The sequence below is a fragment of the Pseudomonas aestuarii genome (assembly GCF_027988105.1).
Taxonomy (GTDB): Bacteria; Pseudomonadota; Gammaproteobacteria; order Pseudomonadales; family Pseudomonadaceae; genus Aquipseudomonas; species Aquipseudomonas aestuarii.
This window is the reverse complement of sequence record NZ_JAQJZJ010000007.1, coordinates 145249-171289: the sequence shown is the minus strand read 5'-3', so window position 1 is coordinate 171289 and position 26041 is coordinate 145249. Positions and strand designations below refer to the sequence as shown.

The 26041-nt window shown below is 67.2% G+C and carries 16 protein-coding genes; 10 read left to right on the top strand and 6 right to left on the bottom strand.

The features are described from left to right. Nucleotides 1–72 precede the first annotated feature (72 nt). A complete protein-coding gene (ggpS, locus tag PH586_RS15945; RefSeq protein ID WP_271348745.1) occupies nucleotides 73–2328 on the top strand; it encodes a glucosylglycerol-phosphate synthase in 2256 nt (751 codons plus the stop codon). A gap of 82 nt (nucleotides 2329–2410) precedes the next feature. Here the strand turns inward: ggpS and PH586_RS15940 are convergent, their stop codons facing one another. From PH586_RS15940 to PH586_RS15925, 4 genes are all read right to left on the bottom strand, one after another. Beyond that, a complete protein-coding gene (locus PH586_RS15940; protein WP_271348744.1) occupies nucleotides 2411–2827 on the bottom strand; it encodes a VOC family protein in 417 nt (138 codons plus the stop codon). Next, the gene (locus tag PH586_RS15935; RefSeq protein WP_271348743.1) at nucleotides 2824–3264 is read right to left on the bottom strand and encodes a YciI family protein; all 441 of its coding nucleotides are present in this window, start codon (nucleotides 3262–3264) and stop codon (nucleotides 2824–2826) included. Before PH586_RS15935 ends, PH586_RS15940 begins: the two co-directional genes overlap by 4 nt. Nucleotides 3265–3398: 134 nt before the next feature. Next, entirely contained in the window at nucleotides 3399–5501 is a 2103-nt protein-coding gene (fusA, locus tag PH586_RS15930) for an elongation factor G (protein WP_271348742.1), read from the bottom strand. A 175-nt stretch (nucleotides 5502–5676) separates the two neighbouring features. Continuing rightward, nucleotides 5677–5997 carry a hypothetical protein gene (locus PH586_RS15925; RefSeq protein WP_271348741.1) on the bottom strand — a complete coding sequence of 107 codons (321 nt, stop codon included), beginning with the start codon at nucleotides 5995–5997 and terminating at the stop codon, nucleotides 5677–5679. A gap of 550 nt (nucleotides 5998–6547) precedes the next feature. Between PH586_RS15925 and glgA the strand changes: the two genes are divergently transcribed. The 9 genes from glgA (at nucleotide 6548) to PH586_RS15880 (ending at nucleotide 20410) form a co-directional block, all read left to right on the top strand. Beyond that, a complete protein-coding gene (glgA, locus tag PH586_RS15920; protein ID WP_271348740.1) occupies nucleotides 6548–8107 on the top strand; it encodes a glycogen synthase GlgA in 1560 nt (519 codons plus the stop codon). 14 nt (nucleotides 8108–8121) lie between these two features. After that, nucleotides 8122–9900: a malto-oligosyltrehalose trehalohydrolase gene (treZ, locus tag PH586_RS15915; RefSeq protein WP_271348739.1), complete on the top strand. Its 1779-nt coding sequence runs from the start codon at nucleotides 8122–8124 to the stop codon at nucleotides 9898–9900. Then, the gene (gene malQ / locus PH586_RS15910; RefSeq protein WP_271348738.1) at nucleotides 9890–11968 is read left to right on the top strand and encodes a 4-alpha-glucanotransferase; all 2079 of its coding nucleotides are present in this window, start codon (nucleotides 9890–9892) and stop codon (nucleotides 11966–11968) included. Before treZ ends, malQ begins: the two co-directional genes overlap by 11 nt. Next, a complete protein-coding gene (locus PH586_RS15905; protein ID WP_271348737.1) occupies nucleotides 11965–14781 on the top strand; it encodes a malto-oligosyltrehalose synthase in 2817 nt (938 codons plus the stop codon). The genes malQ and PH586_RS15905 overlap by 4 nt, the downstream gene beginning before the upstream one ends. Then, nucleotides 14774–15034: a DUF2934 domain-containing protein gene (locus PH586_RS15900; protein ID WP_271348736.1), complete on the top strand. Its 261-nt coding sequence runs from the start codon at nucleotides 14774–14776 to the stop codon at nucleotides 15032–15034. Before PH586_RS15905 ends, PH586_RS15900 begins: the two co-directional genes overlap by 8 nt. A gap of 181 nt (nucleotides 15035–15215) precedes the next feature. Beyond that, nucleotides 15216–17375: a glycogen debranching protein GlgX gene (glgX, locus tag PH586_RS15895; protein ID WP_271348735.1), complete on the top strand. Its 2160-nt coding sequence runs from the start codon at nucleotides 15216–15218 to the stop codon at nucleotides 17373–17375. Between the two features lie 58 nt (nucleotides 17376–17433). Beyond that, a complete protein-coding gene (locus PH586_RS15890) occupies nucleotides 17434–18192 on the top strand; it encodes an endonuclease/exonuclease/phosphatase family protein (RefSeq protein WP_408636966.1) in 759 nt (252 codons plus the stop codon). After that, entirely contained in the window at nucleotides 18189–19436 is a 1248-nt protein-coding gene (clsB, locus tag PH586_RS15885) for a cardiolipin synthase ClsB (RefSeq protein ID WP_271348733.1), read from the top strand. The genes PH586_RS15890 and clsB overlap by 4 nt, the downstream gene beginning before the upstream one ends. Continuing rightward, nucleotides 19433–20410 (top strand): putative bifunctional lysylphosphatidylglycerol flippase/synthetase, encoded by a 978-nt coding sequence (locus PH586_RS15880; protein WP_271348732.1) that lies wholly within the window; start codon nucleotides 19433–19435, stop codon nucleotides 20408–20410. Before clsB ends, PH586_RS15880 begins: the two co-directional genes overlap by 4 nt. A gap of 59 nt (nucleotides 20411–20469) precedes the next feature. Here the strand turns inward: PH586_RS15880 and glgB are convergent, their stop codons facing one another. Both glgB and treS read right to left on the bottom strand, forming a co-directional pair. Further along, nucleotides 20470–22710 carry a 1,4-alpha-glucan branching protein GlgB gene (gene glgB / locus PH586_RS15875; protein WP_271348731.1) on the bottom strand — a complete coding sequence of 747 codons (2241 nt, stop codon included), beginning with the start codon at nucleotides 22708–22710 and terminating at the stop codon, nucleotides 20470–20472. Beyond that, complete coding sequence (gene treS, locus PH586_RS15870) at nucleotides 22707–26036, bottom strand: maltose alpha-D-glucosyltransferase (protein ID WP_271348730.1); 3330 nt, start codon at nucleotides 26034–26036, stop codon at nucleotides 22707–22709. The genes glgB and treS overlap by 4 nt, the downstream gene beginning before the upstream one ends. Nucleotides 26037–26041 lie beyond the last annotated feature (5 nt).

The following is a 26041-nucleotide window of genomic DNA, read 5'->3' as shown; positions in this document are numbered from 1 at the left end:
CTGTGAGGCGAGTACACCCAACACCTTGCACGTCGGCCCATGTCGGCGCGTCAACTGCATAGGAGACTGCGCATGTTACTTGCCACCGATCTCGATGGAACCTTTCTCGCCGGTGACCCCGAGGATCGTCTAAGCCTGTATCAAATCATCGCCGCTCACCCGGAAATCCAGCTGGCCTACGTCACCGGCCGCAGCCTGGAATCGGTACTGCCGCTGCTGGCCGACCCGACCCTGCCACAGCCGGACTTCATCATCTCCGATGTCGGAGCCAGCTTTACCCACGGCGACAGCCTGCAGCCAATCCAGCCGCTGCAAGGTCTGGTCGATGCGCTCTGGCCCGGCGAAAGCCAGGTCGCCAGTGCCATCGAAGGCTTCGCTCTGGAACGCCAGGACGTGCCGCAGATGCGCCGCTGTTCCTACTTCTGCACGCCTGAAGAGGCCGCCAATCCGGCCCTTCTGGCCGCCGCCCAATCGCTCGGTTGCGACCTGCTCTATTCGGCCGAACGTTTTCTCGACTTCCTGCCCCAGGGCGTCAACAAAGGCAGCAGCCTGCAGGCCCTGGTCGAGTGGCTGGAGCTGGACAATGATCAAGTGCTCACCGCTGGCGACAGCTTCAACGACCTGAGCATGCTCAACGGTAACTTCAACAGCGTCTGCGTCGGCGATTCGGAAGCCAATCTGCTGCAAGCCACCGAGACCCACTCGCGCACGCTGCATGCCAGCCGCACCGGTTGCGGCGGCATTCTCCAGGCATTCGCCCACTTCGGTTACCTCGGCGAACACGGCATCGCCGCCGAACGGCGGATCGCCGCCGAGCACGGCAAGTCGGAGCTGGTGATGGTCTATCACCGCCTGCCCTATGAAGAACACCGCGTCGACGGCAAGCTGCAACGCCGCCGCCCGACGTCGCCGAACGGCATCATCCCCACCCTGCTGAGCTTTTTCGGTGACGGCCGCCCCGGCTCCTGGGTTGCCTGGGCCGTGCATGAGGAAGGCGATGAAACCTTCGACATCCACACCACCGTAGATGCCGAGCGCTACCCCAAGCTCAAGGCCGCCAGGGTCAAGCTGAGCAAGGAAGAGGTCGACATCTTCTACAAGCGCTTCTCCAAGGAAGCCTTCTGGCCGACCCTGCACACCTTCTGGGAACGTGCCACCTTCAACGAAGACGACTGGCAGGTGTTCCTCAAGGTCAATCGTGCCTTCGCCGAACGCACTGCCCTGGAAGCCGCCGAAGGGGCCATCGTCTGGCTGCATGACTACAACCTGTGGATGGTGCCCGGCTATCTGCGCGAATTGCGTCCGGATCTGCGCATCGCCTTCTTCCACCACACCTATTTCCCCTCGGCCGACGTGTTCAACGTACTGCCGTGGCGCAAGCAGATCATCGGCAGCCTGCTGCAATGCGACTACATCGGCTTTCACATTCCGCGTCAGGTGGAGAACTTCGTTGACGTGGCACGCGGCGTAACGCCACTGCAGACCGTGAGCCGGCAGAATTGCGCGCCGCGCTTCATCACCTATGGCTGCGCCGTGGGCCTGGAACGCATGACCACTGCCGTCGACACCGGCAGCCGCATCGTCAAGCTAGGCGCCCACCCGGTCGGCCTGGATATGGGCCGGATCAGCAGCGCCCTGGCCCAACCGAAGATTCAGGAGCAGATGGCCAACCTGCGCAAAGAACTCAGCGGCCTGAAACTGATCCTCTCGGTGGAGCGACTCGACTACACCAAAGGCATCCTGGAAAAACTCCAGGCCTTCGAGCGCCTGCTGGAGGACAACCCGGAGCTGCTGGGCAAGGTCACCCTGGTCAGCATCTGCGTACCGGCTGCCAGCGAAATGACCATTTACGACGAACTGCAAGCGCAGATCGAACAAGCCGTAGGCCGCATCAACGGACGCTTCGCCCACATCGGCTGGACCCCGGTGCAGTTCTTCTTCCGCAGCTTCCCGTTCGATCAGGTGGTGGCCTGGTACGCCATGGCCGACGTCATGTGGATCACCCCACTACGCGACGGCCTCAACCTGGTGGCCAAGGAGTTCGTCGCCACCCAGGGTCTGCTCGAAGGCCATGGCGTGCTGGCACTCTCGGAATTCGCTGGCGCTGCCGCCGAACTCAAGGGCGCACTGCTGACCAATCCGCACGACACTGCAGACCTGGCACAGGTCTGCTACCTGGCCCTGAACATGCCCAAGACCGAGGCCCAGGCCCGTCTGCGCGAGCTGTTCGACATCGTCAACTACAACGACATCCGTCGCTGGGGCGATGAATTCCTCGCCGGTGTAGTCGAACCGGTAGAGCAGCCAGTGCTGACGCTGGCCGGCTAAGCCAGCGCAGCAACGCCTTTGCTGGCCCAGACGCCCCCTGCGGATCGCGATATCCGCAGGGGGCGTCTGGTCAGTACCAGCCTCAGTCCATCTCGCTCACCGTGCAATTGATCATCCAGGACACGCCGAAGCGGTCGGTGAGCATGGCGAAGCGCGTGGACCAGAAGGTCTGCTGCAACTCCATCTGCACCGAGCCGCCCTCGGCCAGGGCCGCATACAGGCTCTCGGCCTCGGGCACGTTGTCCACCTGCAGCGTGATCGAACAGCCCTTGATACCCTCGTACGGGCATTGCGCGGTGCTGTCGGAGGCCATCAACTGCTGATCGCCCACCGTCAAGCAGACATGCATGACACGCTGGTGGAACTCCGGCGGAATATCCTTGGCATCGGGACTCTCGGCATAGCGCATCAGCTGCAGGGTGCCGTCCAGGGTCTGGGCATAGAAGTTGAAAGCGGCCTCGCACTGGCCATCGAACATCAGGTAGGCATTGATCTTCATATGAGTTCATCTCCATTGTGAGGGTCGATACGCGCGCGAATACGGGCTTCCTGCTCGCGCAATTCGGGAGTGAATTCGGCGCCGAAATCCTCGGCCTCGAATATCTGCCGGATCTCGATCTCCGACTCGCCGGGCATCGGGTTGGGGCAGCGCTTAACCCACTCGATGCACTCCTGCAATGACGCGAGCTGGAAGATCCAGAAACCGGCGATCAGTTCCTTGGTTTCGCTGAAAGGGCCGTCGGTCACGCTGCGCTGGTCGCCGGAGAATTTCACTCGCGCGCCCTTGGCGCTGGGATGCAGGCCCTCGCCGGCGAGCATCACGCCGGCCTCGACCAGTTCTTCGTTGTAGCGACCCATGGCCGCCAGCAACTCCTCGCTGGGCATCACCCCGGCTTCGGAATCCGCGGTTGCCTTGACCATCACCATAAAACGCATCGTCGTCTCTCCTCGCAGGGGCAAAGCCACGCGGCCAGTGGCGTGGCGTCTGCCCATTAGTCGAACGCCTCATGGGCGAATCGACAGACTGCCCCGAGTTTTTTGCCTCGCCGCATTCATTACCGGGTACACCTTCAGCCCGCTTTCTTCAGGATAGCCGCCGCTATGTGCGCCGGCGCCTCGGCGTAGCGGGCGAACTCCATGGAGAAGCTGGCGCGGCCCTGGGACATCGAACGCACGTCGGTGGCGTAACCGAACATCTCGCCCAGCGGCACCTCGGCGCGCACGATGCGCCCCGACACCGCCTCCTCGGTGCCGTGGATCAGGCCACGGCGGCGATTGAGGTCGCCCATGATGTCGCCCATATACTCCTCGGGCATGACCACCTCGAGGCGCATCAGCGGTTCCAGCAGCACCGCCCCGCCTCTCTGCGACAGCTGTTTGGTGGCCATCGAGGCGGCGATCTTGTAGGCCAGCTCGCTGGAGTCGACGTCATGGGTGGAACCATCGATCACCGCGGCCTTGAGCCCGAGCAGCGGGTAACCGGCGAGCACGCCGTTCTTCATCTGTTCCTCGATGCCTTTCTGGATCGCCGGAATATATTCCCGCGGGATCGTCCCGCCGACGATCTCGTTGCTGAACAGCAGCCCCTCCTGGCCCTCGTCGGCCGGCGCGAAGCGGATCCAGCAGTGGCCATACTGGCCGTGCCCGCCGGTCTGGCGGACGAACTTGCCCTCGATCTCGCAGGTATTGCGGATGGTCTCGCGATAGGCCACCTGCGGCTTGCCGGTGTTGGCCTCGACGCCGAACTCGCGGCGCAGGCGGTCGACGATGATGTCCAGGTGCAACTCGCCCATGCCGGAGATGATGGTCTGCGTGGTTTCCTCATCGGTGCGCACCCGGAACGAGGGATCTTCCTGGGCCAGGCGGCCCAGGGCGACGCCCATCTTCTCCTGATCGGCCTTGGTCTTGGGCTCCACGGCGATGGAGATCACCGGCTCGGGAAAGTCCATGCGCTCGAGCACGATCGGCTTGTTCAGGTCGCACAGGGTGTCGCCGGTGGTGACGTCCTTGATGCCGATCAGCGCGGCAATGTCGCCGGCGCGCACCTCCTTGATCTCGGCACGGTGATTGGCGTGCATCTGCACCATGCGCCCGACCCGCTCCTTCTTGCCCTTGACCGAGTTGAGCACCGCATCGCCAGAGCTGAGCACCCCGGAATACACGCGAATGAAGGTCAGGGTGCCGACGAAAGGATCGCTGGCGATCTTGAACGCCAGGGCCGCGAACGGCTCCTCGTCATCGGCGTGGCGCTCGTCCACGCGCTCCGGGTCGTCCGGGTGGCTGCCACGGATCGCCGGGACCTCGGTGGGCGCCGGCAGCAGTTCGACCACTGCATCGAGCAGCAGCGGCACGCCCTTGTTCTTGAACGCCGAGCCGCAAACCGCCGGCACCACCTCGCAGGACAGGGTGCGCAGGCGCAGGCCGGTCTTGATTTCGTCCTCCGACAGTTCGCCGCCGTCCAGGTACTTCTCGAGCAGCTCCTCGCTGCCCTCGGCCGCGACCTCGAGCAGGTTGGCACGCCAGCGCTGCGCCTGCTCCAGCAGCTCGGCCGGAATCTCCTCCTCGCGCCCGCTCAGGCCCTGGTCCTCGGCGTTCCAGTAGATGGCCTTCATGCGGATCAGGTCGATCTGCCCGCAGAATTCCTCCTCCTGGCCGATCGGCAACTGGATCGGCACCGGCGTATGGCCCAGGCGCTGCTTGATCTGCGCGACCACCCGCAGGAAGTCGGCACCGGCACGGTCCATCTTGTTGACGAAGGCAATGCGCGGCACCTGGTATTTGTCGGCCTGGCGCCAGACCGTCTCCGATTGCGGCTCGACGCCGTCGGCACCGCTGAACACCACCACCGCGCCGTCCAGCACACGCAAGGAACGCTCCACCTCGATGGTGAAGTCGACGTGGCCGGGGGTGTCGATGATGTTGATCCGGTACTTGTCCAGCTGCTTGCGCGAGCCGGTCCAGAACGCCGTGGTCGCCGCCGAGGTGATGGTGATGCCGCGCTCCTGCTCCTGGACCATCCAGTCCATGGTCGCAGCGCCATCATGCACCTCGCCCATCTTGTAGTTGACCCCGGTGTAGAACAGGATCCGCTCGGTAGTGGTGGTCTTGCCCGCATCCACATGCGCCACTATGCCGATATTGCGGTAAAGGCTGATGGCTGTAGTGCGGGGCATGACGATCACCTCCATGACTGGCAAAGCGATGCGCAGGGAGTATGCCTGGCAGGGGCGGCGAGATAATCGCCCCCCACATGTGAACGCTAGCACCCCTGCAAACCTGTGCTGGGGCGATGCACCGCCGCCTATCGGGAGAGCGGCCACCGCCGTCAGCAAACCCATCCAGCACTGGCTAGTAGCCGCCCCCCCCATGGGAGCGGCGATGTTTGCCGTACCTCTTGCTCAAGCCACGTGGCACGCGCTTGTTGCCCTTCCTCCAGCCACCATCGCGGCGGTCGGACCAGTACCAGCCATCATGATCGTGCCAGCGGTAATAGTACCCATCCCGGTAATACAGGTGCGGCCAGCCGAGCACCACAAAGACGTCGAGATTGGGATCCCAGCGCCACTCAACCTGGGGCGGCGGCGCGTACCCGTGCCCCCCATCGACGTGCAGGGTGCAGGCCGCCAGCGGCAGCACCAGAGCGAAGTACAGCAGATAGCGCAGTTTCATCGCCTCGGCCCTCTTGCAGGCTATATACCTGTCAGATTAGACCCGTGCGGCCGTGGACGGTTTCCTGACCACAGGTGCACGCAGCTGGCCTGGCCAGCCTCCGCGCAAGCGCAGCGGCCTCGATCATCAGCTGCGCCCGGCCGGCCCGATCGAGGGCCAGGCGGGCCGCCTGACGCTGCCGCTACTCATGAGCGATGACCAGACGCGGAGAAACAAGACCAGCGGCGGCGCAACGACCCGGGACGACGCACATCCTTGCGGGCTGATGGCTATAGTCAATGGGTAGGTTGATTTTCAGTCATAGGTACAGCTAGCCGGCAGCGAGGAAAATAAGGGATGAAGCGACCCCTGCTCGCAGAAAGAGAACACTCGATTACCCTGCTGGTTCGACACTCAACAGATTGCGTATTTTTCAGCGGCGTACCGAGTCCAGATTCGGCGGCCGCCACGTTGGTTCGGGTAGGTTTTTTGAACAGGACGCAGGGCGAACAGCCCGTGCGTCGCCCGTTTTTTGGCTTCCTTCCTGAAGCACTTGTTTAAGGAGGACTCAATGGTAGATTCCCCACTCCAGTTCCCCGCTCAAGAGCGTCGCAAGAATAATCCTGCCGCAGCCAACCTGTCGGCCCCGGGCAATTCCAATCTGCATCTGCACAGCTTCCAACCGGGCAGGCGCAATATCCTCTTCGTCACCTCCGAGCTGGCAGGCCTGGCCAAGACCGGCGGTCTCGGCGAAGTCTGCGCCGCCCTGCCCCGCGCCCTGGCCCGCCTCCACGATGTCCGCGTGCTCCTGCCCGGCTACCGCGAAGTGCTCGAGAGCGGCCATCCGGTGCGGGTGGTCGGCCGCATCGACGGACATGCCGCGCTGCCTCCCTGCAAGCTCGGCCGTATCGATCTCGCCGACGGCCTGATCGTCTACCTGCTGCTCTGCCCGGAACTCTATGAGCGCCCGGGCAGCCCCTACACCGACGAAAAGGGCCGGGACTGGGCGGATAACCATATCCGCTTCGCCCGCCTGGGCCTGGCGGCCGCCGAAATCGCGGCGGGCAACAGCGGCACTCTCTGGCGTCCGGACCTGATCCACGCGCATGACTGGCCGGCAGCGCTGGCCCCGGCCTACATGCACTGGCGCGGCCAGACCACCTCCAGCGTGTTCACCATCCATAACCTCGCCTACCTGGGCCTGTACAGCCTGGCGTGCCGTCCCGAACTGGGCATACCGGCCGCAGCCTGCCGACCCGAGGGCATGGAATTCCACGGCAAACTGTCCTTTCTCAAGGCCGGTATCGCCTACGCCAGCCGGATCACCACCGTCAGTGCGACCTACGCGCGGGAAATCACCACCGCGCAGTTCGGTTGCGGCCTGGAAGGCATACTCAGGAGCAAGGCGCGCCAGGGCCTGCTCAGCGGCATTCGCAACGGCATCGACGACAGCTGGGACCCGGCCAGCGATCCCCACTTGCTGGACCATTTCAGCAGCAGCGACTGGCAAGGCAAGGCGGCGAATGCCGCCTACGTGCGCCAGCGCTTCGAGTTGCAGCCCTCGGCCGGGCCATTGTTCGCCGTGGTCTCGCGCCTGGTGCAGCAGAAGGGTATCGACCTGACCCTCGCGGTCGCCGCCGACATAGTCGCCGCCGGCGGACAAATCGCCGTCATCGGTCGTGGTGAACCGCTGATCGAGGAGCGCATGCGCCAACTCGGTAGCCGCTTCCCCGGGCACATCGGCGTGCATATCGGTTTCGATGAAACGGACGCCCGGCGCATGTTCGCCGGCAGCGACTTCCTGCTGATGCCGTCGCGTTACGAGCCCTGCGGGCTCAGCCAGATGTATGCGCAACGCTTCGCCTCCCTGCCGATCGCCCGGCGTACCGGCGGCCTGGCGGACACTATCGAGGACGGCGTCAGTGGCTTCCTGTTCGATCAGGCCAAGGTCGCCAGCTATCGCCAGGCGATCGAACGCGCGCTCAAGGTCTACGCCCACCCCCGCTTGTTGCAGGCCATGCGCTGCCGGGCAATGGCCTCGCGCTTCTTCTGGAGCGAGGCGATCGCCCCCTATGCCGAGCTTTACCACAGGCTGCTTGAGCGCCGGCGCACGGTCCGCGCGCCCGCCTAGGGGAGAGTGCAGACATGTCAGTGCAGTACGCCCGCTGCCAGCAGCACGGGGCCCTTCTGCTCGAGGGCGGGCGAACGCGCTTCTGCCTCTGGGCGCCGGATGCGCAAACAGTCAGCGTGGCAATCGAGGGCGGCGCGAACTGGCCGATGCAGGCCGAGGAAGCCGGCTGGTTCCGTTGCGAACTCGCCTGCGGCGCCGGTACGCGCTACCGCTATTGCATCGATGGCCAATTGTGCGTGCCCGACCCCGCCTCGCGCGCCCAGGCCGGCGACGTTCACGCGCCGAGCCTGGTGGTCGACCCCCAGGCCTATCACTGGCTGCACCCCGAATGGTGCGGCCGGCCCTGGCACGAGGCGGTGATCTATGAAGTGCACGTGGGGGCCATGGGCGGCTATGCGGCGCTCGGCGAACGCCTCGCCGGCCTGGCCGAACTGGGCATCAGCGCGATCGAACTGATGCCGCTGGCGGAATTCCCCGGCGCGCGCAACTGGGGCTACGACGGCGTGCTGCCCTATGCGCCGGAAGCTTCCTACGGCCCTCCGGCGGCGCTCAAGCAGCTGATCGACCAGGCCCACGGCCACGGCCTGATGGTCTTCCTCGATGTTGTCTACAACCACTTCGGCCCGGACGGCAACTTCCTCGGCCACTATGCCAAGGCCTTCTTCCGTCACGACCAGCCCACCCCCTGGGGCGATGCCATCGACTTTCGCCGCCCGCAGGTGCGCGATTTCTTCATCGACAGCGCCCTGCAATGGCTGCAGGAGTACCGCTTCGACGGCCTGCGCCTGGACGCGGTGCACGCCATCGACGACAAGAGTTTCCTGCGCGAACTGGCGGCGCGGGTGCGCGCCGCGCTGGCCCCGCAACGGCAGGTGCACCTGGTGCTGGAGAACGAGGACAACAGCGCCAGCCTGCTCGCGCAAGGCTTCACCGCGCAGTGGAACGATGACGGCCACAACGCCCTGCACGTGCTGCTGACCGGCGAGACGCAAGGCTACTACGCCGACTTCTGCCACGCGACCACGCACAAGCTGGCGCGCTGCCTGGGCGAAGGCTTCGTCTATCAGGGCCAGCTCAACCGCCATGGCAAGCCCCGCGGCGAGCCCAGCGGCCACCTGCCGCCGAGCGCCTTCGTGCTGTTCCTGCAGAACCACGACCAGATCGGCAACCGCGCCCTCGGCGAGCGCCTGATCGAGCTGGCCGATGCCGAAGCCCTGCGCGCGGCGACCTGCCTGCTGCTGCTCTCACCGATGATCCCGCTGTTGTTCATGGGCGATGAAATCGCCGTGCGCCAGCCCTTCCTCTACTTCACCAGTCACACCGACGCACTGGCCGACGCGGTGCGGATCGGCCGGCGTGCCGAGTTCGCCTCCTTCCCCGCCTTCGCCGACGCCGCCAGCCGCGAGCGGATTCCGGCGCCCAATGCCGAGACCACCTTCACCGCCTCGCGGCCCGACTTCGGCTGTGCCGACCAGCCCGGCCACGCCGAATGGCGCACGCTGTACCGCCAGCTGCTCAGGCTGCGCCAGGACGAGATCGTGCCGCGCCTGCCCGGGGCCCGGGCGCTCGGCGCCGAGGTGCTGGCCGAGGCTGCAGTCAGCGCCCGCTGGCGGCTGGGCGACGGCCAGGTGCTGCGCATCGAGCTCAACCTCGACGAGCAGGCCGCGGCGCTCGCCGCCGCACCGGCGGGACGGCTGCTGTTCGCCAGCCGCGCGGTTCTCGCCCAGCGCCAGAGCGGCCTGCTCGCGGCAAAAACCGCGCTGGTGTTCCTGGAGCCCGGCGATGACGGATAAACGCTTGCTGGCCCTGGCCGAGGCCGCCGGCCTGGTCGTCGACTGGGTGGATGCCGATCGGCGCGCGCAACGCGTGACGCCCGCCGTGCTGCGGCGGATCCTCGCCGCCCTGGCGCTGCCGGCCGAGAGCCCGGCGCAGATCGAGGAGAGCCTCGCCCAGCTGCAGCAGGATGCGAACCAGGTCAGCCTGCCGCCGCTGCTGACCCTGGATGCCGGCACGCCACTGGATCTCTCCGCGCGCTTTCCCGCCGGCACGCCGTTCGAGCTGCTGCATGAAGATGGCAGCCGTCACGCCGGCCAGCTGGACCACGCGGGCCGGCTCAACGGCCTCGACGCAATCGGCTATCAGCAACTGTGCATCGGCGACCAGCAACTGACCCTGGCCGTGGCGCCGGCCCAAGGCACCAGCCTCGGCCAGCTGACCGGCAGCGCCAGGCCGAGCATCTGGGGCCTGGGCGTGCAGCTGTATGCCCTGCGCCGTGCCGGCGACGGTGGTATCGGCGATACCCTGGCCCTGCAACAGCTGGTCCGCGCCGCCGCAGCGCGCGGCACCGATGCCGTGGCGATCAGCCCGGTGCATGCCATGTTCAGCGCCGATACCCGGCGTTTCAGTCCCTACTCCCCCTCCAGCCGGCTGTTCTGCAACATCCTGCATGCCGCGCCTGCCAGCCTGCTCGGCGAGGAAGCGCTGCGCCGGGCGATCGACGCCGAAGGCCTGGGCCCCGAGCTGGCGCGCCTGGAACGCCTGGAACTGCTCGATTGGCCTGCCGCCTCCCGGGCCAAGCTGCGCCTGTTGCGCCGGCTGTTCAGCGACTTCGTCAACGCTGACCCGCCGCTCCGCCAAGACTTTCTCGACTTCCGCCGGGACGGCGCCGAACCGCTGGAAAATCATTGCCGCTTTGAAGCCCTGCATGGCTTCCATGCCCGCGACGATGAGCCGTGCGACTGGCACTGCTGGCCGGCGCAATTTCACCATCCGGCCAGCCCGGCGGTGGCGCGGTTCGCCGCCGAGCACGCCGAGGAGGTCAGCTTTCACGCCTTCGGCCAATGGCTGATCAGCCGTTGCCTGGCGCAGACCCAGCAGGCCGCGCGCAGCGCCGGCATGCGCATCGGCCTGATCAACGACCTGGCGGTCGGTGCCGATGTCGGCGGCAGCCAGGCCTGGAGCCGTCAGGCCGAGTTGCTCTCGACCCTGCGCGTCGGCGCACCACCGGACATCCTCAACCGTAGCGGGCAGAACTGGGGTCTTTCGGCATTCTCCCCGCACGGCCTGCACCGCCATGGTTATCGCGCCTTCATCGAGATGCTGCGAGCCAATCTGGCCCATGCCGGCGGCCTGCGCATCGACCATGTGATGGGCCTCGAACGCCTGTGGGTGATTCCCCTGGGGGCCGACCCCGCCGATGGCGCCTACCTGCGCTATCCGCTGCACGACCTGCTGCGCCTGCTGGCCTTGGAGTCCTGGCGGCATCAGGCGCTGATCCTCGGCGAGGATCTCGGCACGGTGCCCGCAGGCTTCAGCGCGGCACTGGCCGCCCGCGGTGGCCTGGGCATGCGCGTGCTGCTGTTCGAACAGGACCAGCAGCACAACTTCGCGCCAGCGGCCACCTGGCCGGCCGATGCCCTGGCCACCACCAGCACCCACGACCTGCCGACCCTGAGCGGCTGGTGGCTGGGCCGCGACCTCGACTGGCGCGAGCGCCTCGGTCTGCTCGACGCGCCGGCCCTGGCCGCCGCCCGCGCGAGCCGCGAGCTCGAGCGCGAGGGCCTGCTTGCCGCCCTGGCCACGGATACCGGGATGCCACTGGACGAGCCGCCGAGTAGCGCTCAGGTGCTCGATGCGAGCATCGTCTTCCTCGCCCACACCCCGGCGCCGTTGGTGCTGCTGCCGATGGAAGATGTCCTCGGCCTGGAGCAGCAGGCCAACCTGCCCGGCACCTTCGACCAACACCCCAACTGGCGGCGACGCTGGCACGGCGACAGCGCGCACCTGCTCGACGGCAAGCTGGCCAGGCACCGCCTGCAACTGCTGGCGCGGGCGCGACAGCGACCGCAGGAGCGCCCATGAAGCCCCTCAGCGCGACCCTGCGCCTGCAGTTCCACTCCGATTTCACCCTGGACGATGCCGCCGCGCTGGTCGACTACTTCGCCGACCTCGGCATCAGTCACCTGTATGCCTCCCCCCTGCTCAGCGCCCGTCCCGGCTCGCGGCACTGCTACGACGTGGTCGACCCGAGCACGATCAACCCCGAACTGGGCGGCGAGCCGGCCCTGCGCCGCCTGGTCGCGGCGCTGCGGCGGCGCGACATGGGCCTGATTCTCGACATCGTCTCCAACCACATGGCGGTGGGCGGCGCGGCCAACCCCTGGTGGCTGGATGTGCTGGAGTGGGGCCAGCGCAGCCCCTATGCGAACTTCTTCGATATCGAATGGCATTCCCCCGACCCACTGCTCAAGGGCCAGTTGCTGGTGCCCTTCCTGCGCAGCGACTACGGCGAGATGCTCCTGGCCGGCGAGCTGCCCCTGCGATTCGTCGCTGCGCGCGGCTGCTTCCAGGTCGAACACCATGAGCACCACTTCCCGCTCGACCCGGCCAGCTATACCGAACTCCTCGAAGCCGCCGAGCATCCGGCGTTGCAAGCGCTGGCGCCAGGTTTCGCCGCGCTCGCCAGTCAGGCCGATGCACGGCAGGCCGCCGCCGACCTCAAGGCCGAACTGGCCCGGCTGGCCAAGCAGGCGCCGGTTCGCCAGGCCCTGGAGGCCATGCTCGGCCGCTACGACTCGCGCAGCGAGGCCGGCTTCGAGCGCCTGCACCGGCTGCTCGAGCGCCAACACTATCGCCTGGCCAGCTGGCGCACGGCCGCCGACGACATCAACTGGCGGCGCTTCTTCGATATCAACGAACTCGGCGGCCTGCGGGTCGAACGCCCGCGGGTGTTCGAGCGGACCCATGGCAAGATCTTCCAACTGATCGCCAACGGCCTGGTCGACGGCCTGCGTATCGACCACATCGACGGCCTGGCCGATCCGCGCGGCTACTGCCGGCGCCTGCGCCGCCGCTGTGAGCGCCTGCTCGCGGCGCGCCCGCCAGCGGCGACGCTCAGCCACTTGCCGATCTACGTGGAGAAGATCCTCGGCCAGGGCGAGCAACTGCCAGGCGACTGGCTGGTGGACGGCAGCACCGGCTACGACTTCATGAACCAGGTCTCCCTGTTGCAGCACGACCCGGCCGGCGAGGCGCCGCTCGGCGCGCTCTGGAGCGAACTCAGCGGGCGCCCGGCGGACTTTCTCGAGGAGCTGCGTCAGGCCCGCCGGGCGATGCTCACCGGCCCCCTGGCCGGCGACTTCGAAACCGTCGCCCAGGCCCTGCTGCAGGTCGCCCGTGGCGATCTGATGAGCCGCGACCTGACCCTCGGCACGATTCGCCGGGCGCTACTCGAGCTGATCGTGCATTTTCCGGTCTATCGCAGCTATATCAACGCCTGCGGCCGCCGCGCCGAGGATCAGCCGTTCTTCCAGCAGGCGCTGCAGGGCGCGCGCAGCACCCTCGGCGAAAGCGACTGGCCACTGCTCGAGCACCTGCAGCGCTGGCTCGGCGGCCAGCCCTTGCGCCAAGTTCCGCCCGGCCCCCTGCGCCGGGCCAGAAAACAGGCCTGCGTACGCTTCCAGCAGCTGACCTCGCCGACGGCGGCCAAGGCGCTGGAGGACACCGCTGGCTATCGCTCGGCACGGCTGCTGTCGCGCAACGACGTCGGCTTCGACCCGCAGCGTTTCAGTGCCCCGCCACAGGCCTTCCACGACGCCTGCCGGAGCCGTCAGCAGCGCTTCCCGCGCGGCTTGCTGTGCACCGCCAGCCATGACCACAAGCGCGGCGAAGACACCCGCGCACGGCTGGCCGTGCTCAGCGAGCGCGGCCCCTGGTTCGCCGCCCAGGTGCGGCGTTGGCTGGCTCAGGCCGCGCCGCTGCGCCAGCACCTGGCCGATGGCCCGGCGCCCTCGCCGGGCGACGAGCTGATGCTGTTGCAGATCCTGCTCGGCAGCTGGCCGCTGGCCCTCGCCGCCGATGACGCCGAGGGGCTGCGCCACTATGCCGAGCGGGTTGCCCAGTGGCAGCACAAGGCCCTGCGCGAAGCCAAGCTGCGCAGCAGTTGGACCGCGCCGAACCTGGACTATGAACACGCCTGCCGCGCCTATCTGCAGGGCCTGCTGAACGATCCGCGGCAGGCCAAGCTACGCGCGGAGCTCGCCGCCGCGGCGAACGCAATCGCCCCGGCCGGGGCGCTCAACGGCCTGGTCCAGGCACTGCTGCGCATGACCACCCCGGGCGTACCGGACCTCTACCAGGGCAGCGAATTCTGGGACTTCAGCCTGGTCGATCCAGACAACCGCCGGCCGGTGGACTTCACCGCCCGCCAGCGCGCACTGGATCACAGCGTCGCGCCAGGACAACTGCTGGCGCACTGGCGTGACGGTCGCATCAAGCAGTGGCTGATCGCCCATACCCTGGCCCTGCGCCTGCAACGTCCGGCGCTGTTTGCCAGCGGCCGTTACCGGCCGCTGGCGGTGACCGGCAGCCAGGCCGAGCGGGTCCTGGCCTTCGCCCGCGAGCACGCGGACGAGCGGCTGCTGGTGATAGTGCCGCGCCTGGCCAGCGCCCTGCTCGGCGACGCCAAACTGCCCCTGATTCCCCCCGACCAGTGGGGCGACACCCGGGTCAGGCTGCCGGCCGCACTCGCCGGGCAAGCCTGGCTCGGGCTGTTTGCCGCCCCGGGCATCGCCCGCGGCCAGGAGCAACTGCCGCTGGCGCAGGCCCTGGCGGATTTACCCTTCTGCGTGTGGTATTCCCCCGCCCCCGCCACCAAGGAGCCAACAGATGAGTAGCGAAGTGAAGATTGACGAGCAGCAGATCCGTGAATACGCCCACCAGATCTGGCTGACCGAAGGCTGCCCCCAGGGACAGGCGCAGCGGCACTGGGACATGGCCCGGCAACTGGTCGAAGCCGAGGCCCTGGCCGCCAGCGCCGCCCCGGCGAGCGCCAGGCCGCCCTCCATGCGCCAGCCCAGAAGCATGGCGACGTCGGCCAAGGCCAGCGTCCTCAAACAACCGCGGAGTACGGGCAAGGCCGACACCTGAGGCGAGTACCAGGTCCCGCCGAGCAGCGTGAAGCGCGCGGCGCGGCGACAGAGGCCCAGCAGAAAAGACAAGACATCGCTTTTCTGCGCCAGTTGTTCATGGCCGGCAGTGGTCGTCCGGCACCGGGGCGCGGCCCGCAACCGCAGCGCCGCCTCGTCCCGGCGAGCTCCCAGGAGGTCAGATGCACAGCAGACAGAAGAAAGGCTCGCAGGCGCCGCAGGTGATGATTCCGTCGCGGATTCGCGAGGGCTTGCCCTTCCCCCTCGGCGCCACCTGGGATGGTCTGGGCGTCAACTTCGCGCTGTTTTCCGCCCATGCCCATATGGTCGAGTTGTGCCTGTTCGATGACAGCGGCCAGGTCGAGTTGGAGCGTATCCAGCTGCCGGAATACACCGACGAGATCTGGCACGGCTATCTGCCCGATGCCCATCCCGGGCAGATCTACGGCTACCGCGTGCACGGCCCCTACGCCCCGGACGTGGGCTTGAGGTTCAACCCCCACAAGCTGCTGATCGACCCCTATGCCAAACAGCTGCTGGGCGAGTTGCGCTGGTCGGAAGCCCTGTTCGGCTACATCATCGGCTCGCAGGACGCCGACCTCAGCTTCGACCAGCGCGACAGTGCGCCCTTCGTGCCCAAGAGCAAGGTCATCGACCCGGCCTTCACCTGGGGCCGCGATCATCGTCTGCAGCTCCCCTGGGATCGCACCATCCTCTACGAGACCCACGTGCGCGGCTACACCATGCGCCATCCGCAGGTGCCCGCCGAGCTGCGCGGCAGCTTTGCCGGCCTGAGTGTCGAGGCGGTCCTGCAGCACCTCCGCGAGCTCGGCGTCTCCGCGCTCGAACTGCTGCCGGTGTGCGCCTTCGTCAACGACCAGCACCTGCTGAACAAGGAACTGAGCAACTATTGGGGCTACAACACCCTGGCCTTCTTCGCCCCGCACCCGCGCTACCTCGCCAGCGGCAAGGTCAGCGAATTCAAGGAAATGGTCGCGCACCTGCACCATGCCGGGATCGAGGTGATCCTCGACGTGGTCTACAACCACACCGCCGAAGGCAACGAACTGGGACCGACCCTGTCGATGCGCGGGATCGACAACCTCAGCTACTACCGCCTGCAGGCCGACGACCAGCGCTTCTACGTCAACGATTCCGGCACCGGCAATACCCTCGACCTCAGCCACCCCCGGGTCCTGCAGATGGTCACCGACTCGCTGCGCTACTGGGTCGCGGAGATGCACGTGGATGGCTTCCGCTTCGACCTGGCGACCATCCTCGGCCGCGAGCCGCAGGGCTTCGACGAGCGTCACGGCTTTCTCGTCGCCTGCCGCCAGGATCCGCTGCTGAGCCAGGTCAAGCTGATCGCCGAGCCTTGGGACTGCGGCCCCGGCGGTTACCAGCTCGGCGGCTTCCCGCCCGGCTGGGCGGAATGGAACGACCGCTTCCGCGACACCGTGCGCGCCTTCTGGAAAGGTGACGACAACCAGCTCGCCGACTTCGCCAAGCGCCTGACCGCCTCCGGCGACCTGTTCGACCGGCGCGGGCGGCGGCCCCACAGCTCGGTCAATTTCGTCACCGCCCACGACGGCTTCACCCTGCACGACCTGGTGTCCTACAACGACAAGCACAACGAGGCCAACCAGGAGAACAACCAGGACGGCACCGACAACAACCTGTCCTGGAACCATGGCGTCGAGGGCCCGAGCGACGACCCGCAGATCCGTGCGCTGCGCCTGCGCCAGATGTACAACTTCATGGCCACCCTGCTGTTCTCCCAGGGCACGCCGATGCTGCTCGCCGGCGACGAGTTCGCCCGCACCCAGCATGGCAACAACAATGCCTACTGCCAGGACAGCGAGATTGGCTGGATCGACTGGGCGCTGGACGAGGATGGCGCGGCCCTGCTGCTGTTCGTGCGCCAGGCGATCAGGCTGCGCCTGGCCTACCCGATCCTGCGCCGCGGCCGCTACCTGATCGGCGCCTACAATGAAGAGCTGGGGGTCAAGGACGTGGCTTGGCTGGCGCCCAGCGGCGAGGAAATGAGCATCGAGCAGTGGCACGATGGCCAGGGCCGCTGCCTGGGCATGCTCCTCGACGGTCGCGCGCAACCCACTGGCATCCGCCGCAGCGGTTCGGACAGCACCCTGCTGCTGATCGTCAATGCGCATTACCAGCCGATCGACTTCCGTCTGCCGGAGGTGCCCCAGGGCAACGGCTGGCGCCGCCTGCTCGATACGGCGCGGGTCGACGGCGACCGCGAAGTCTTCGCCTTGGACCGGGAATACGAGGTCGGCGACCGGTCCCTGTTGCTGTTCGCACTGAACCGCCCCACGGACTGAATGCAGGAGCAGGCATGTGAACACCGATAACGCGGGGCAAGGCAGCGGCGGGCGCCGGCTGGAGCTGGCCGAGCCGGTGCACAGCCTGCGAATCTTGACGGTCAACACGCACAAGGGCTTCACCCTGTTCAACCGCCGTTTCATCCTCCACGAGCTGCGCGATGCGGTGCGCAACGTCTCGGCGGAAGTGGTGTTTCTGCAAGAGGTGCTGGGCACCCATGAACGCCACTCGCGGCGCTTTCTCAACTGGCCGCCGACGCCGCAATACGAGTTTCTCGCCGACAGCATGTGGAGCGACTTCGCCTACGGGCGCAATGCGGTCTACCCGGATGGCGATCACGGTAACGCCCTGCTGTCGAAGTACCCGATCATCCGCGAGCGCAACATCGACATCTCGATTGCCGGACCGGAGTGCCGCGGCCTGCTCCACTGCGTCCTGCAGTTGCCCGCGCAACGCCAGCTGCACGCCATCTGCGTGCACCTGGGGCTGCGCGAGCAGCACCGCCAGCAGCAGCTGCAGCTGCTCTGCGAGTTGCTCGCCAGCTTGCCGGCCAAGGCGCCGGTGGTGGTGGCCGGGGACTTCAACGACTGGCGGCTGCGCGCCACACGCCTGCTGGAGGGCGAGGTCGGCCTGCACGAAGTATTCGCGCGGGCCCATGGCAGGGTCGCCCGGAGTTTTCCGGCGCGCTGGCCGTTGCTGCGCCTGGACCGCATCTACGTACGCAACGCCAGCAGCCATGAACCGCGGATACTCTCGACCCGGCCCTGGTCGCACCTGTCCGACCACCTGCCACTGGCGGTGGAGATCCGCCTATGAAGTTTCCCTGGCGCGCCGACAACCGCCTGAGCCTGCTGATCAACGGCGAGGCGTTTTTCCCGCGGGTGTTCGAGGCCATCCGCGCGGCCGAACGGGAGGTGCTGATCGAGACCTTCATCCTCTTCGAGGACAAGGTCGGCAGCCAACTGCAGGCCGAACTGATTGCCGCCGCCGAACGCGGGGTCAGGGTCGAGTTGACGGTGGATGGCTATGGCTCGGCCGACCTCAGCAGCGCGTTCGTCACGGCCATGAGCGAGGTCGGCGTGCGCGTGCATATGTTCGACCCACAGCCCCGCCTGCTGGGCATGCGCACCAATCTGTTCCGCCGCATGCACCGCAAGCTGGTGGTCATCGATGACCGCCTGGCGTTCGTCGGCGGGATCAATTTTTCCGCCGACCACCTGGCCGATTTCGGCCCCGAGGCCAAGCAGGATTATGCCGTCGAAGTCGAAGGGCCGGTGGTACACGATATCCGCCGGTTCGTCCTGGCCATGCTGGCGCCGCCCGAGCAGCGGCGGCGCCGCTGGCGGCGGCGCGGCAGGGCCAAGCCGGGTAGCCAGGCCGCCGACCAGGCGGGCTCAGGCCCCGGCCAGGCGCAGCTGGTGATTCGCGACAACCGCCGACACCGCATCGATATCGAGCAGCAATATTTGCAGGCCATCCGCGGCGCGCGCCAGCGCCTGCTGATCGCCAACGCCTACTTCTTTCCCGGCTTCCGGCTGCTGCGCGAGATTCGCCGCGCGGCGCAGCGCGGGGTCAAGGTCGAGCTGATCCTGCAGGGCCAGCCGGACATGCCGATCGCCCGCTTCAGTGCCCGGATCCTCTACGACTACCTGCTGCGCGGCGGGGTAAGCATCCTCGAATACGCCAGCCGGCCGCTGCACGGCAAGGTGGCGCTGGTCGATGACCAGTGGGCCACCGTCGGCTCCAGCAATCTGGATCCGCTGAGCCTGTCGCTGAACCTGGAGGCCAACCTGATCATCCGCGACCGCGCCTTCAATCGGCAGTTGTTCGAGCACCTGCAGGCATTGGCCAGCGAGCATTGCCAGGCGATCAGTCAGGCGCAGTTGGCACGCTGGGCCTTCTGGCGGATGCCGCTGGTGTTCCTCGGTTTCCACTTGCTGCGCCACTTTCCGGCCTGGATCGGCTGGCTACCGGCGCACACCCCGAAGCTGGCCCTGTTGCAGCCCCATGAGCAGGCCAAGGCGGCCCGTAGCGCCGCCCAGCGGCGCGAGCGACAATGAACCAGCCGCGCCGCCCTGCACGCGCCTCGAGCACCAGGCGCGACTGGCCGGCGCGCGCTAAATTGCTGCTGAGCCTGACGTTCTTCCTCCTGGTGCTGGGCCTGCTGGTCGCCCTGACCCGCCGCCTCGACTGGCAGGAACTGCTCGCGGCACTGCGCGGCTACCGCACCAGCACCTTGCTCCTGGCTGCGGCCACCGCCTGCGCCAGCTACGCGCTGTACAGCTGCTTCGACCTGATCGGCCGCGCCTACACCCACCATCGTCTGCCGCTCAGGCAGGTTCTGCCGGTCACCTTCGTCTGTTACGCGTTCAGCCTGAACCTCAGCGCCTGGATCGGCAGTGTCGGCCTGCGCTTTCGCCTCTACTCGCAGCTTGGCCTGGGCTCGGCCGAGATCACCAAGGTGCTGACCCTCAGCCTGATGACCAACTGGTTAGGCTACATCGGCCTGCTCGGGGTGGTCCTGACCCTCGGCCTGGTGGTGCCGCCGACAGGCTGGGAGCTCGGCCTCCCCGGTTTGCGCCTGCTCGGTGGCGCGCTGCTGGCCCTGCTGTTGGGCTATCTGCTGCTCTGTGCCTGCTCGCCCCGGCGCACCTGGACGATCCGCGGCCACGAGGTCTATCTGCCCTCGCTGCGCATGGGCCTGCTGCAGGTTGCCCTCGGCGCCGGCAACTGGTCGCTGATGGCCCTGCTGCTCGATATCCTGCTGCCTGCCCCGCTCGGTTACCCGGCCGTGCTTGGCGCCCTGCTGGTCAGCGCCATCGCCGGGGTCATCATTCATATCCCGGCCGGTCTCGGCGTATTGGAGGTGGTATTCATCGCCCTGCTGCAACAGCAGACCTCGATCGGCGCCCTACTAGCGGGGTTGATCGGCTACCGGGTGTTCTATTACCTGCTGCCGCTGGCACTGGCCGGGCTCGGTTATGCGCTGCTCGAGATGCGCGCCAGGCGCATGCGCCGTAACAACCTCCGTTAGCAAGCGGCGCTCAACCAACGGTGAACCGCGCCGCGCGAGGCCGGCAATATACAGCTGCCCTACGCCGGGGCAGCGGACTCTTGCCCGGCGACTGGGCGCAGGATCAGCACCGCCAGGGGCGGCAGGACCAGTTGCAGCGAGGCGGCATGGCCGTGGCTGGGCAACGGCTCGGCCATCAGCATGCCGCCGTTGCCGACGTTCGCCCCGCAATAGCATTCGGCGTCGCTGTTGAACAGTTCCTGCCAGTGGCCGCCGAACGGCACGCCGACCCGATAGGCGTGGCGCACCAGCGGGGTCAGGTTGGCGATGACCAGCAGCGGGTAGCCTTCACGACTCCAGCGCAACCAGGCATAGACGCTGTTCTCGGCATCGTCGCCGATCAGCCACTGGAAGCCGGCCGGCAAGCAGTCCTGCTGATGCAGCGCCGGTTCGTCGCGATACAGCCGGTTGAGGTCGCCGACCAGTTGCTGCACCCCACAGTGCTTGCGGTAGTTGAGCAGGTACCAGTCCAGTTCGCGGTCGTGGCTCCACTCGCGCCACTGGGCGAACTCGCAGCCCATGAACAGCAGCTTCTTGCCCGGATGGGTCCACATGAAACTCAGGTAGGCGCGCAGGTTGGCGAACTGCTGCCAGCGGTCGCCGGGCATCTTGTCGATCAGCGCGCGCTTGCCATGCACCACCTCGTCATGCGAGATCGGCAGCACGAAGCGCTCGGAAAAGGCATAGAGCAGGCCGAAGGTCAGCTCGCCATGGTGGTGGCGGCGGTGGATCGGGTCGTGCTGGATGTAGTGCAGGCTGTCATGCATCCAGCCCATGTTCCATTTGAAGGCGAAGCCCAGCCCGCCCTCGGCGGTGGCATGGGTGACCCCGGGCCAGGCGGTGGACTCCTCGGCGATCACCAGGGCGCCGGGCACCTCGCTGGCGACCACGTCGTTGAGGTGGCGGAGGAAGTCGACGGCCTCGAGGTTCTCGCGCCCGCCATAGCGATTGGGAATCCATTCGCCTTCGTTGCGCGAATAGTCGCGGTAGAGCATCGAGGCCACCGCATCGACGCGCAGGCCATCGACATGGAACGCCTTGAGCCAGTGCAGGGCCGAGGCCAGCATGAAGCCATGCACCTCGGTGCGGCCGAGGTTGTAGATCAGGGTATCCCAGTCCCGGTGCAGCCCCTCGTGGGGGTGGGCGTACTCATAGAGCGCGGTGCCGTCGAACTGCACCAGGCCATGGACGTCATTGGGGAAATGCGCCGGCACCCAGTCGAGAATCACGCCGATCCCGGCCTGGTGACAGGCATCGACGAAGGCGGCGAAATCTTCGCGCGAGCCGTAGCGGCTGCTCGGCGCGAACTGCGAGAGCGGCTGGTAGCCCCAGGAACCGCCGAAGGGGTGTTCCATGATCGGCATCAGCTCGACATGGCTGAAGCCCAGGGTCTGCAGATAGGGGATCAACCGTTCGGCGAGTTCATGCCAGTCGTACTGGCGGCCCTCTTCTCCGCCCTCACGGCGCCAGGATCCGGCATGCACCTCGTAGATGGCGATCGGCGCATCGGCCGCCTGAGCGGCGGCGCGCCGGGCCAGCCAGTCGTCGTCGTGCCAGTTGTAGTCCAGCGCGGCGGCCACCCGCGAGGCGGTGCCCGGCGGGGTCTCGGTGGCCAGGGCCATGGGATCGGCCTTGAGCGGCAGCAGGCCATGGGCGCCGAGAATCTCGTACTTGTACAGCTCACCCGCCTGCAGGCGCGGGATAAACAGCTCCCAGACCCCGGAGGGATGACGCAAGCGCATGGGGTGACGGCGGCCGTCCCAGCCGTTGAACGCGCCGACCACCGAGACCCGGCGGGCGTTCGGTGCCCAGACGGCGAAGCGCACCCCGGCCACGCCCTCGACCGACATCAGCTGGGCGCCCAGGCAGTGGCCGAGATCGCGGTGATTGCCCTCGGCGAACAGGTAGAGGTCCATCTCGCCGAGCAGTGGCGCGAAGCTGTAGGGATCCTCGCTGAGCTGTTCGGCGTCCGTCCAGCGGATACGCAGCAGGTAGGGCTGGGGCTGCGCCAGGCGACCGACGAACAGGCCGGGCACCCGGCTCTGCTGGAGCGCGACGAGGGGCGTTTCGCCATCCCTGGCCAGCACCTCGACCGCCAGCGCATCGGGCAGGTAAACACGGATCAGCGGCCCCTGGGCATCGCGGTGCATGCCGAGGATGGCGAAGGGGTCGGGGTGTTCGGCGCGCAGCAGCGCCTCAATGTCGTGGTCGGCCGGCAGCAGGGCCGCCAGTGCCTGCGCGCCTGTCTGTTGCTTGCTCATCGCTCACCTCCGGCATTCTCTTGCAGCAGATCGAGCAAACCCTGCAGCGGCACCACCAGCCAGTCGGGCCTGAATTCAGCTTCATAGGCGATTTCATAGGCGATCTTTTCCAGACTGAACAGGCGCAGGGCGGCGTCTGCTCCGTCCTCCTCGCGCCAGACGTGGGGCACCTGCGCCGCCGCCAGCCGGTAACCGGCGAGGAAGGCCGCCTGCGAACGCTGCCGGTAGTCGGCGGTGATCGCCCGGCGCGCCTGGTTGGCCTCGCTCGAGATGTCGGCGCTCAGGGCATTGCGCGTGGCCATGGCCGCGGCGTAGTCGATCGAGCGCAACACCCCGCAAACATCCTTGTACGGGCTGTGCTTGGCCCGGCGTTCGGCCAGCGAGCGCAGTGGTTCACCTTCGAAGTCGATCAGGTAGGCATCACCATGTACCACCAGCACCTGACCGAGGTGCAGGTCGCCGTGGACACGAATGCGCAGGCCGCCGACTGCACGCCGGGCGAGGCCCTCGACCTGTTCGAGCAGCGCCGCGGGGTGCTGGCGCAGTCGTTCGATCGCCGCCTGCTGCGCCGCCCCCAGCGTGCTGCGCTGCTGGATGAGGATGTCCAGGGCCCGTTCGAGCTGGCCGGCTATGCTCCGGGTCCACTGTTCGGCATCCGCCGCGGTGCTGATCTGCGGCGCGAAGTCCGGATCGCTATTGGGCAGTGCCAGCAGCCGGTGCATCTCGCCGAGGCGCTCGCCGAGCAGGCCGGCGAAGCGTTCCAGCTCGGCGAGGGCCGCAGAGGCGCTACCGCCCTCGGCCAGGTAGCTGCTCATCTCGTCGCGGATGGACCGCTCCAGGCTGCTCTGGGTCCAGGTCCAGGCATCGCCCTGGCTCTCCAGGTAGCGCTGGGCGATCAGCAGGGTGTGCGGTTCGCCGTCCGCCGCAACACGTCGCACTTCGCCTACCACCTCGGCGATATGGGCGAAGCCCTGGGCGCTCAGTTGGCCGTTCATCTCCACCTCGGGATGAATCCCGGCGGCGACCCGGCGGATCAGTTTGAATACCAGCATGTCGGCGATCACCACCGAGCTGTTCGACTGCTCCCCGGCGATATGGCTCACCTCGGGCGCAGCGCCAAAGTCCAGGTCGGCCAGAAGGGGGCGCGCGATGAACTGCAGCTCACCGTCGGCACAGCTCAACCGGCGCTCTTCGCGCAGGGCCTGCAGTAGCGCCAGGACGAAGCTATCGAGGCTGAAGGCGTCGGTCAGTTGACCGACCCGGTTGCCACGCCGCACGCGCGCCATGGCCAGCTGATGCGGCAGCGCACTGCCGGTTTCGTCCTCGTCGATGTAGCCAAACGGCAACTGGTAGCGCTCCCGGGCGCCCGCCCTGCTCACCTCGACTTCGCTGAGCAGGGCCGTTGGCTGCATATCGCCGAAGGGGACCGCATAGGCTATGTGCACCGTTTCCAGCGCCCCGCCCTTGCCGGCGCACCAGCGCCGCTTGGGCAGGTAGGCCGGCAGCGACTCGCGTTCGAGCACCAGCCGCGCCGGCCCCTGCAGCAGATCCTCGAAGCGCTTCAGCACCAGGGTCTGCAGCTCCGGCAGGGTGGCGATCTGGTGCATGTGCCAGGCCGGCATCTGCGCCTCGGCGGCCAACTGGAACCAGTAGAAGCCATAGGGCGGCAGGGTTAGCAGGTAGGGCAGCTGACCGATCGGCGGGAAGGCGCTGCCGCCGACCATCTCCACCGGCACCAGGCCGGCATAGGCCGAAAGCTCGAGCTCCGCCGCCTGGGCCGCGCGCGACACATTGACCACGCAGAGGATCAGCTCGCTCCTGCCGTCGCCGCCCTGGTACTCACGCAGGTAGGCGAGGATGCGCCGGTTGGTCGGCGCCAGCAGCTTCAGGCTGCCGCGGCCGAAGGCCATGAACTGCTTGCGGATCGCCAGCAGGCGGCGGGTCCAGTTCAGCAGCGAATGGGCGTCGTACTGCTGGGCCTCGACGTTGACGGTCTGGTAGCCGTAGAGCGGGTCCATGATCGGCGGCAGCACCAGGCTGGCCGGATCGGCACGGGAGAAGCCGCCATTGCGGTCGATCGACCACTGCATCGGCGTGCGCACCCCGTCGCGATCGCCGAGGAAGATATTGTCGCCCATGCCGATCTCGTCGCCGTAGTAGAGCACCGGGGTGCCCGGCATCGACAGCAGCAGGCTGGTGAGCAGTTCGATGCGCCGCCGGTCGCGCTCCAGCAGCGGCGCCAGGCGCCGGCGGATGCCCAGGTTGATGCGCGCGCGGCGGTCGGCCGCGTAGTAGTTCCACAGGTGGTCGCGCTCGCGGTCGGTCACCATCTCCAGGGTCAGTTCGTCGTGGTTGCGCAGGAAAATCGCCCACTGGCAGTCGGCGGGGATATCCGGGGTCTGGCGCAGGATGTCGGTGATCGGGTAGCGATCCTCCTGGGCCAGGGCCATGTACATGCGCGGCATCAGCGGGAAGTGGAAGGCCATGTGGCATTCATCGCCACCGCCCTGGGCGTTGCCGCCGAAGTACAGCTGGGTGTCCTCCGGCCACTGGTTAGCCTCGGCCAGCAGCATGCGATCGGGATAGTGGGCATCGATCTCGGCGCGGATCCGCTTGAGCACCATGTGGGTCTCAGGCAGGTTCTCGTTGTTGGTGCCCTCGCGCTCGACCAGGTAGGGGATGGCGTCCAGACGCAGGCCGTCGATGCCCAGGTCCAGCCAGTAGCGCATGACGCCGAGGAGCGCTTGCAGGACCCGCGGGTTGTCGAAATTGAGGTCCGGCTGATGCGAGTAGAAGCGGTGCCAGAAGTAGGCCCCGGCCACCGGATCCCAGGTCCAGTTGGAGGTCTCGGTGTCGAGGAAGATGATCCGCGTCCCCTCATACTTCTGGCTGGTGTCCGACCAGACATAGAAGTTGCGCGCCGCCGAGCCGGGCTTGGCCTGGCGGGCACGCTGGAACCAGGGGTGCTGGTCGGACGTGTGGTTGATCACCAGTTCGCTGATCACCCGCAGGCCACGCCGGTGTGCCTGGGCGATGAAACGTTTGACGTCGGCCAGGCCGCCGTAGTCGGGGTGCACGCCGCGGTAGTCGGAGATGTCATAGCCGTCGTCGCGCCGCGGCGAGGGGTAGAACGGCAGCAGCCAGAGGGTGTTGACGCCGAGGTCGGCGATGTAGTCCAGCTTGTCGATCAGGCCATTGAAATCGCCGACGCCGTCGTTGTTCGAGTCGAAAAACGATTTGACGTGCACCTGATAAATCACCGCATCCTTGTACCACAGGGGATCGTCGATGAAGGCCGCAGGCTTGCGCTGTCTGGCTTTGCCCATGGGGG

What these genes read in the sequence shown, in the direction of transcription:
- malQ (WP_271348738.1), top strand. Translation starts at nt 9,890, where the DNA reads ATGACGGATAAACGCTTGCTGGCCCTGGCCGAGGCCGCCGGCCTGGTC.
- PH586_RS15935 (WP_271348743.1), bottom strand. Translation starts at nt 3,264, where the DNA reads ATGCGTTTTATGGTGATGGTCAAGGCAACCGCGGATTCCGAAGCCGGG.
- glgB (WP_271348731.1), bottom strand. Translation starts at nt 22,710, where the DNA reads ATGAGCAAGCAACAGACAGGCGCGCAGGCACTGGCGGCCCTGCTGCCG.
- PH586_RS15925 (WP_271348741.1), bottom strand. Translation starts at nt 5,997, where the DNA reads ATGAAACTGCGCTATCTGCTGTACTTCGCTCTGGTGCTGCCGCTGGCG.
- glgA (WP_271348740.1), top strand. Translation starts at nt 6,548, where the DNA reads ATGGTAGATTCCCCACTCCAGTTCCCCGCTCAAGAGCGTCGCAAGAAT.
- PH586_RS15940 (WP_271348744.1), bottom strand. Translation starts at nt 2,827, where the DNA reads ATGAAGATCAATGCCTACCTGATGTTCGATGGCCAGTGCGAGGCCGCT.
- PH586_RS15905 (WP_271348737.1), top strand. Translation starts at nt 11,965, where the DNA reads ATGAAGCCCCTCAGCGCGACCCTGCGCCTGCAGTTCCACTCCGATTTC.
- ggpS (WP_271348745.1), top strand. Translation starts at nt 73, where the DNA reads ATGTTACTTGCCACCGATCTCGATGGAACCTTTCTCGCCGGTGACCCC.
- PH586_RS15880 (WP_271348732.1), top strand. Translation starts at nt 19,433, where the DNA reads ATGAACCAGCCGCGCCGCCCTGCACGCGCCTCGAGCACCAGGCGCGAC.
- clsB (WP_271348733.1), top strand. Translation starts at nt 18,189, where the DNA reads ATGAAGTTTCCCTGGCGCGCCGACAACCGCCTGAGCCTGCTGATCAAC.
- fusA (WP_271348742.1), bottom strand. Translation starts at nt 5,501, where the DNA reads ATGCCCCGCACTACAGCCATCAGCCTTTACCGCAATATCGGCATAGTG.
- PH586_RS15900 (WP_271348736.1), top strand. Translation starts at nt 14,774, where the DNA reads ATGAGTAGCGAAGTGAAGATTGACGAGCAGCAGATCCGTGAATACGCC.
- glgX (WP_271348735.1), top strand. Translation starts at nt 15,216, where the DNA reads ATGCACAGCAGACAGAAGAAAGGCTCGCAGGCGCCGCAGGTGATGATT.
- treZ (WP_271348739.1), top strand. Translation starts at nt 8,122, where the DNA reads ATGTCAGTGCAGTACGCCCGCTGCCAGCAGCACGGGGCCCTTCTGCTC.
- treS (WP_271348730.1), bottom strand. Translation starts at nt 26,036, where the DNA reads ATGGGCAAAGCCAGACAGCGCAAGCCTGCGGCCTTCATCGACGATCCC.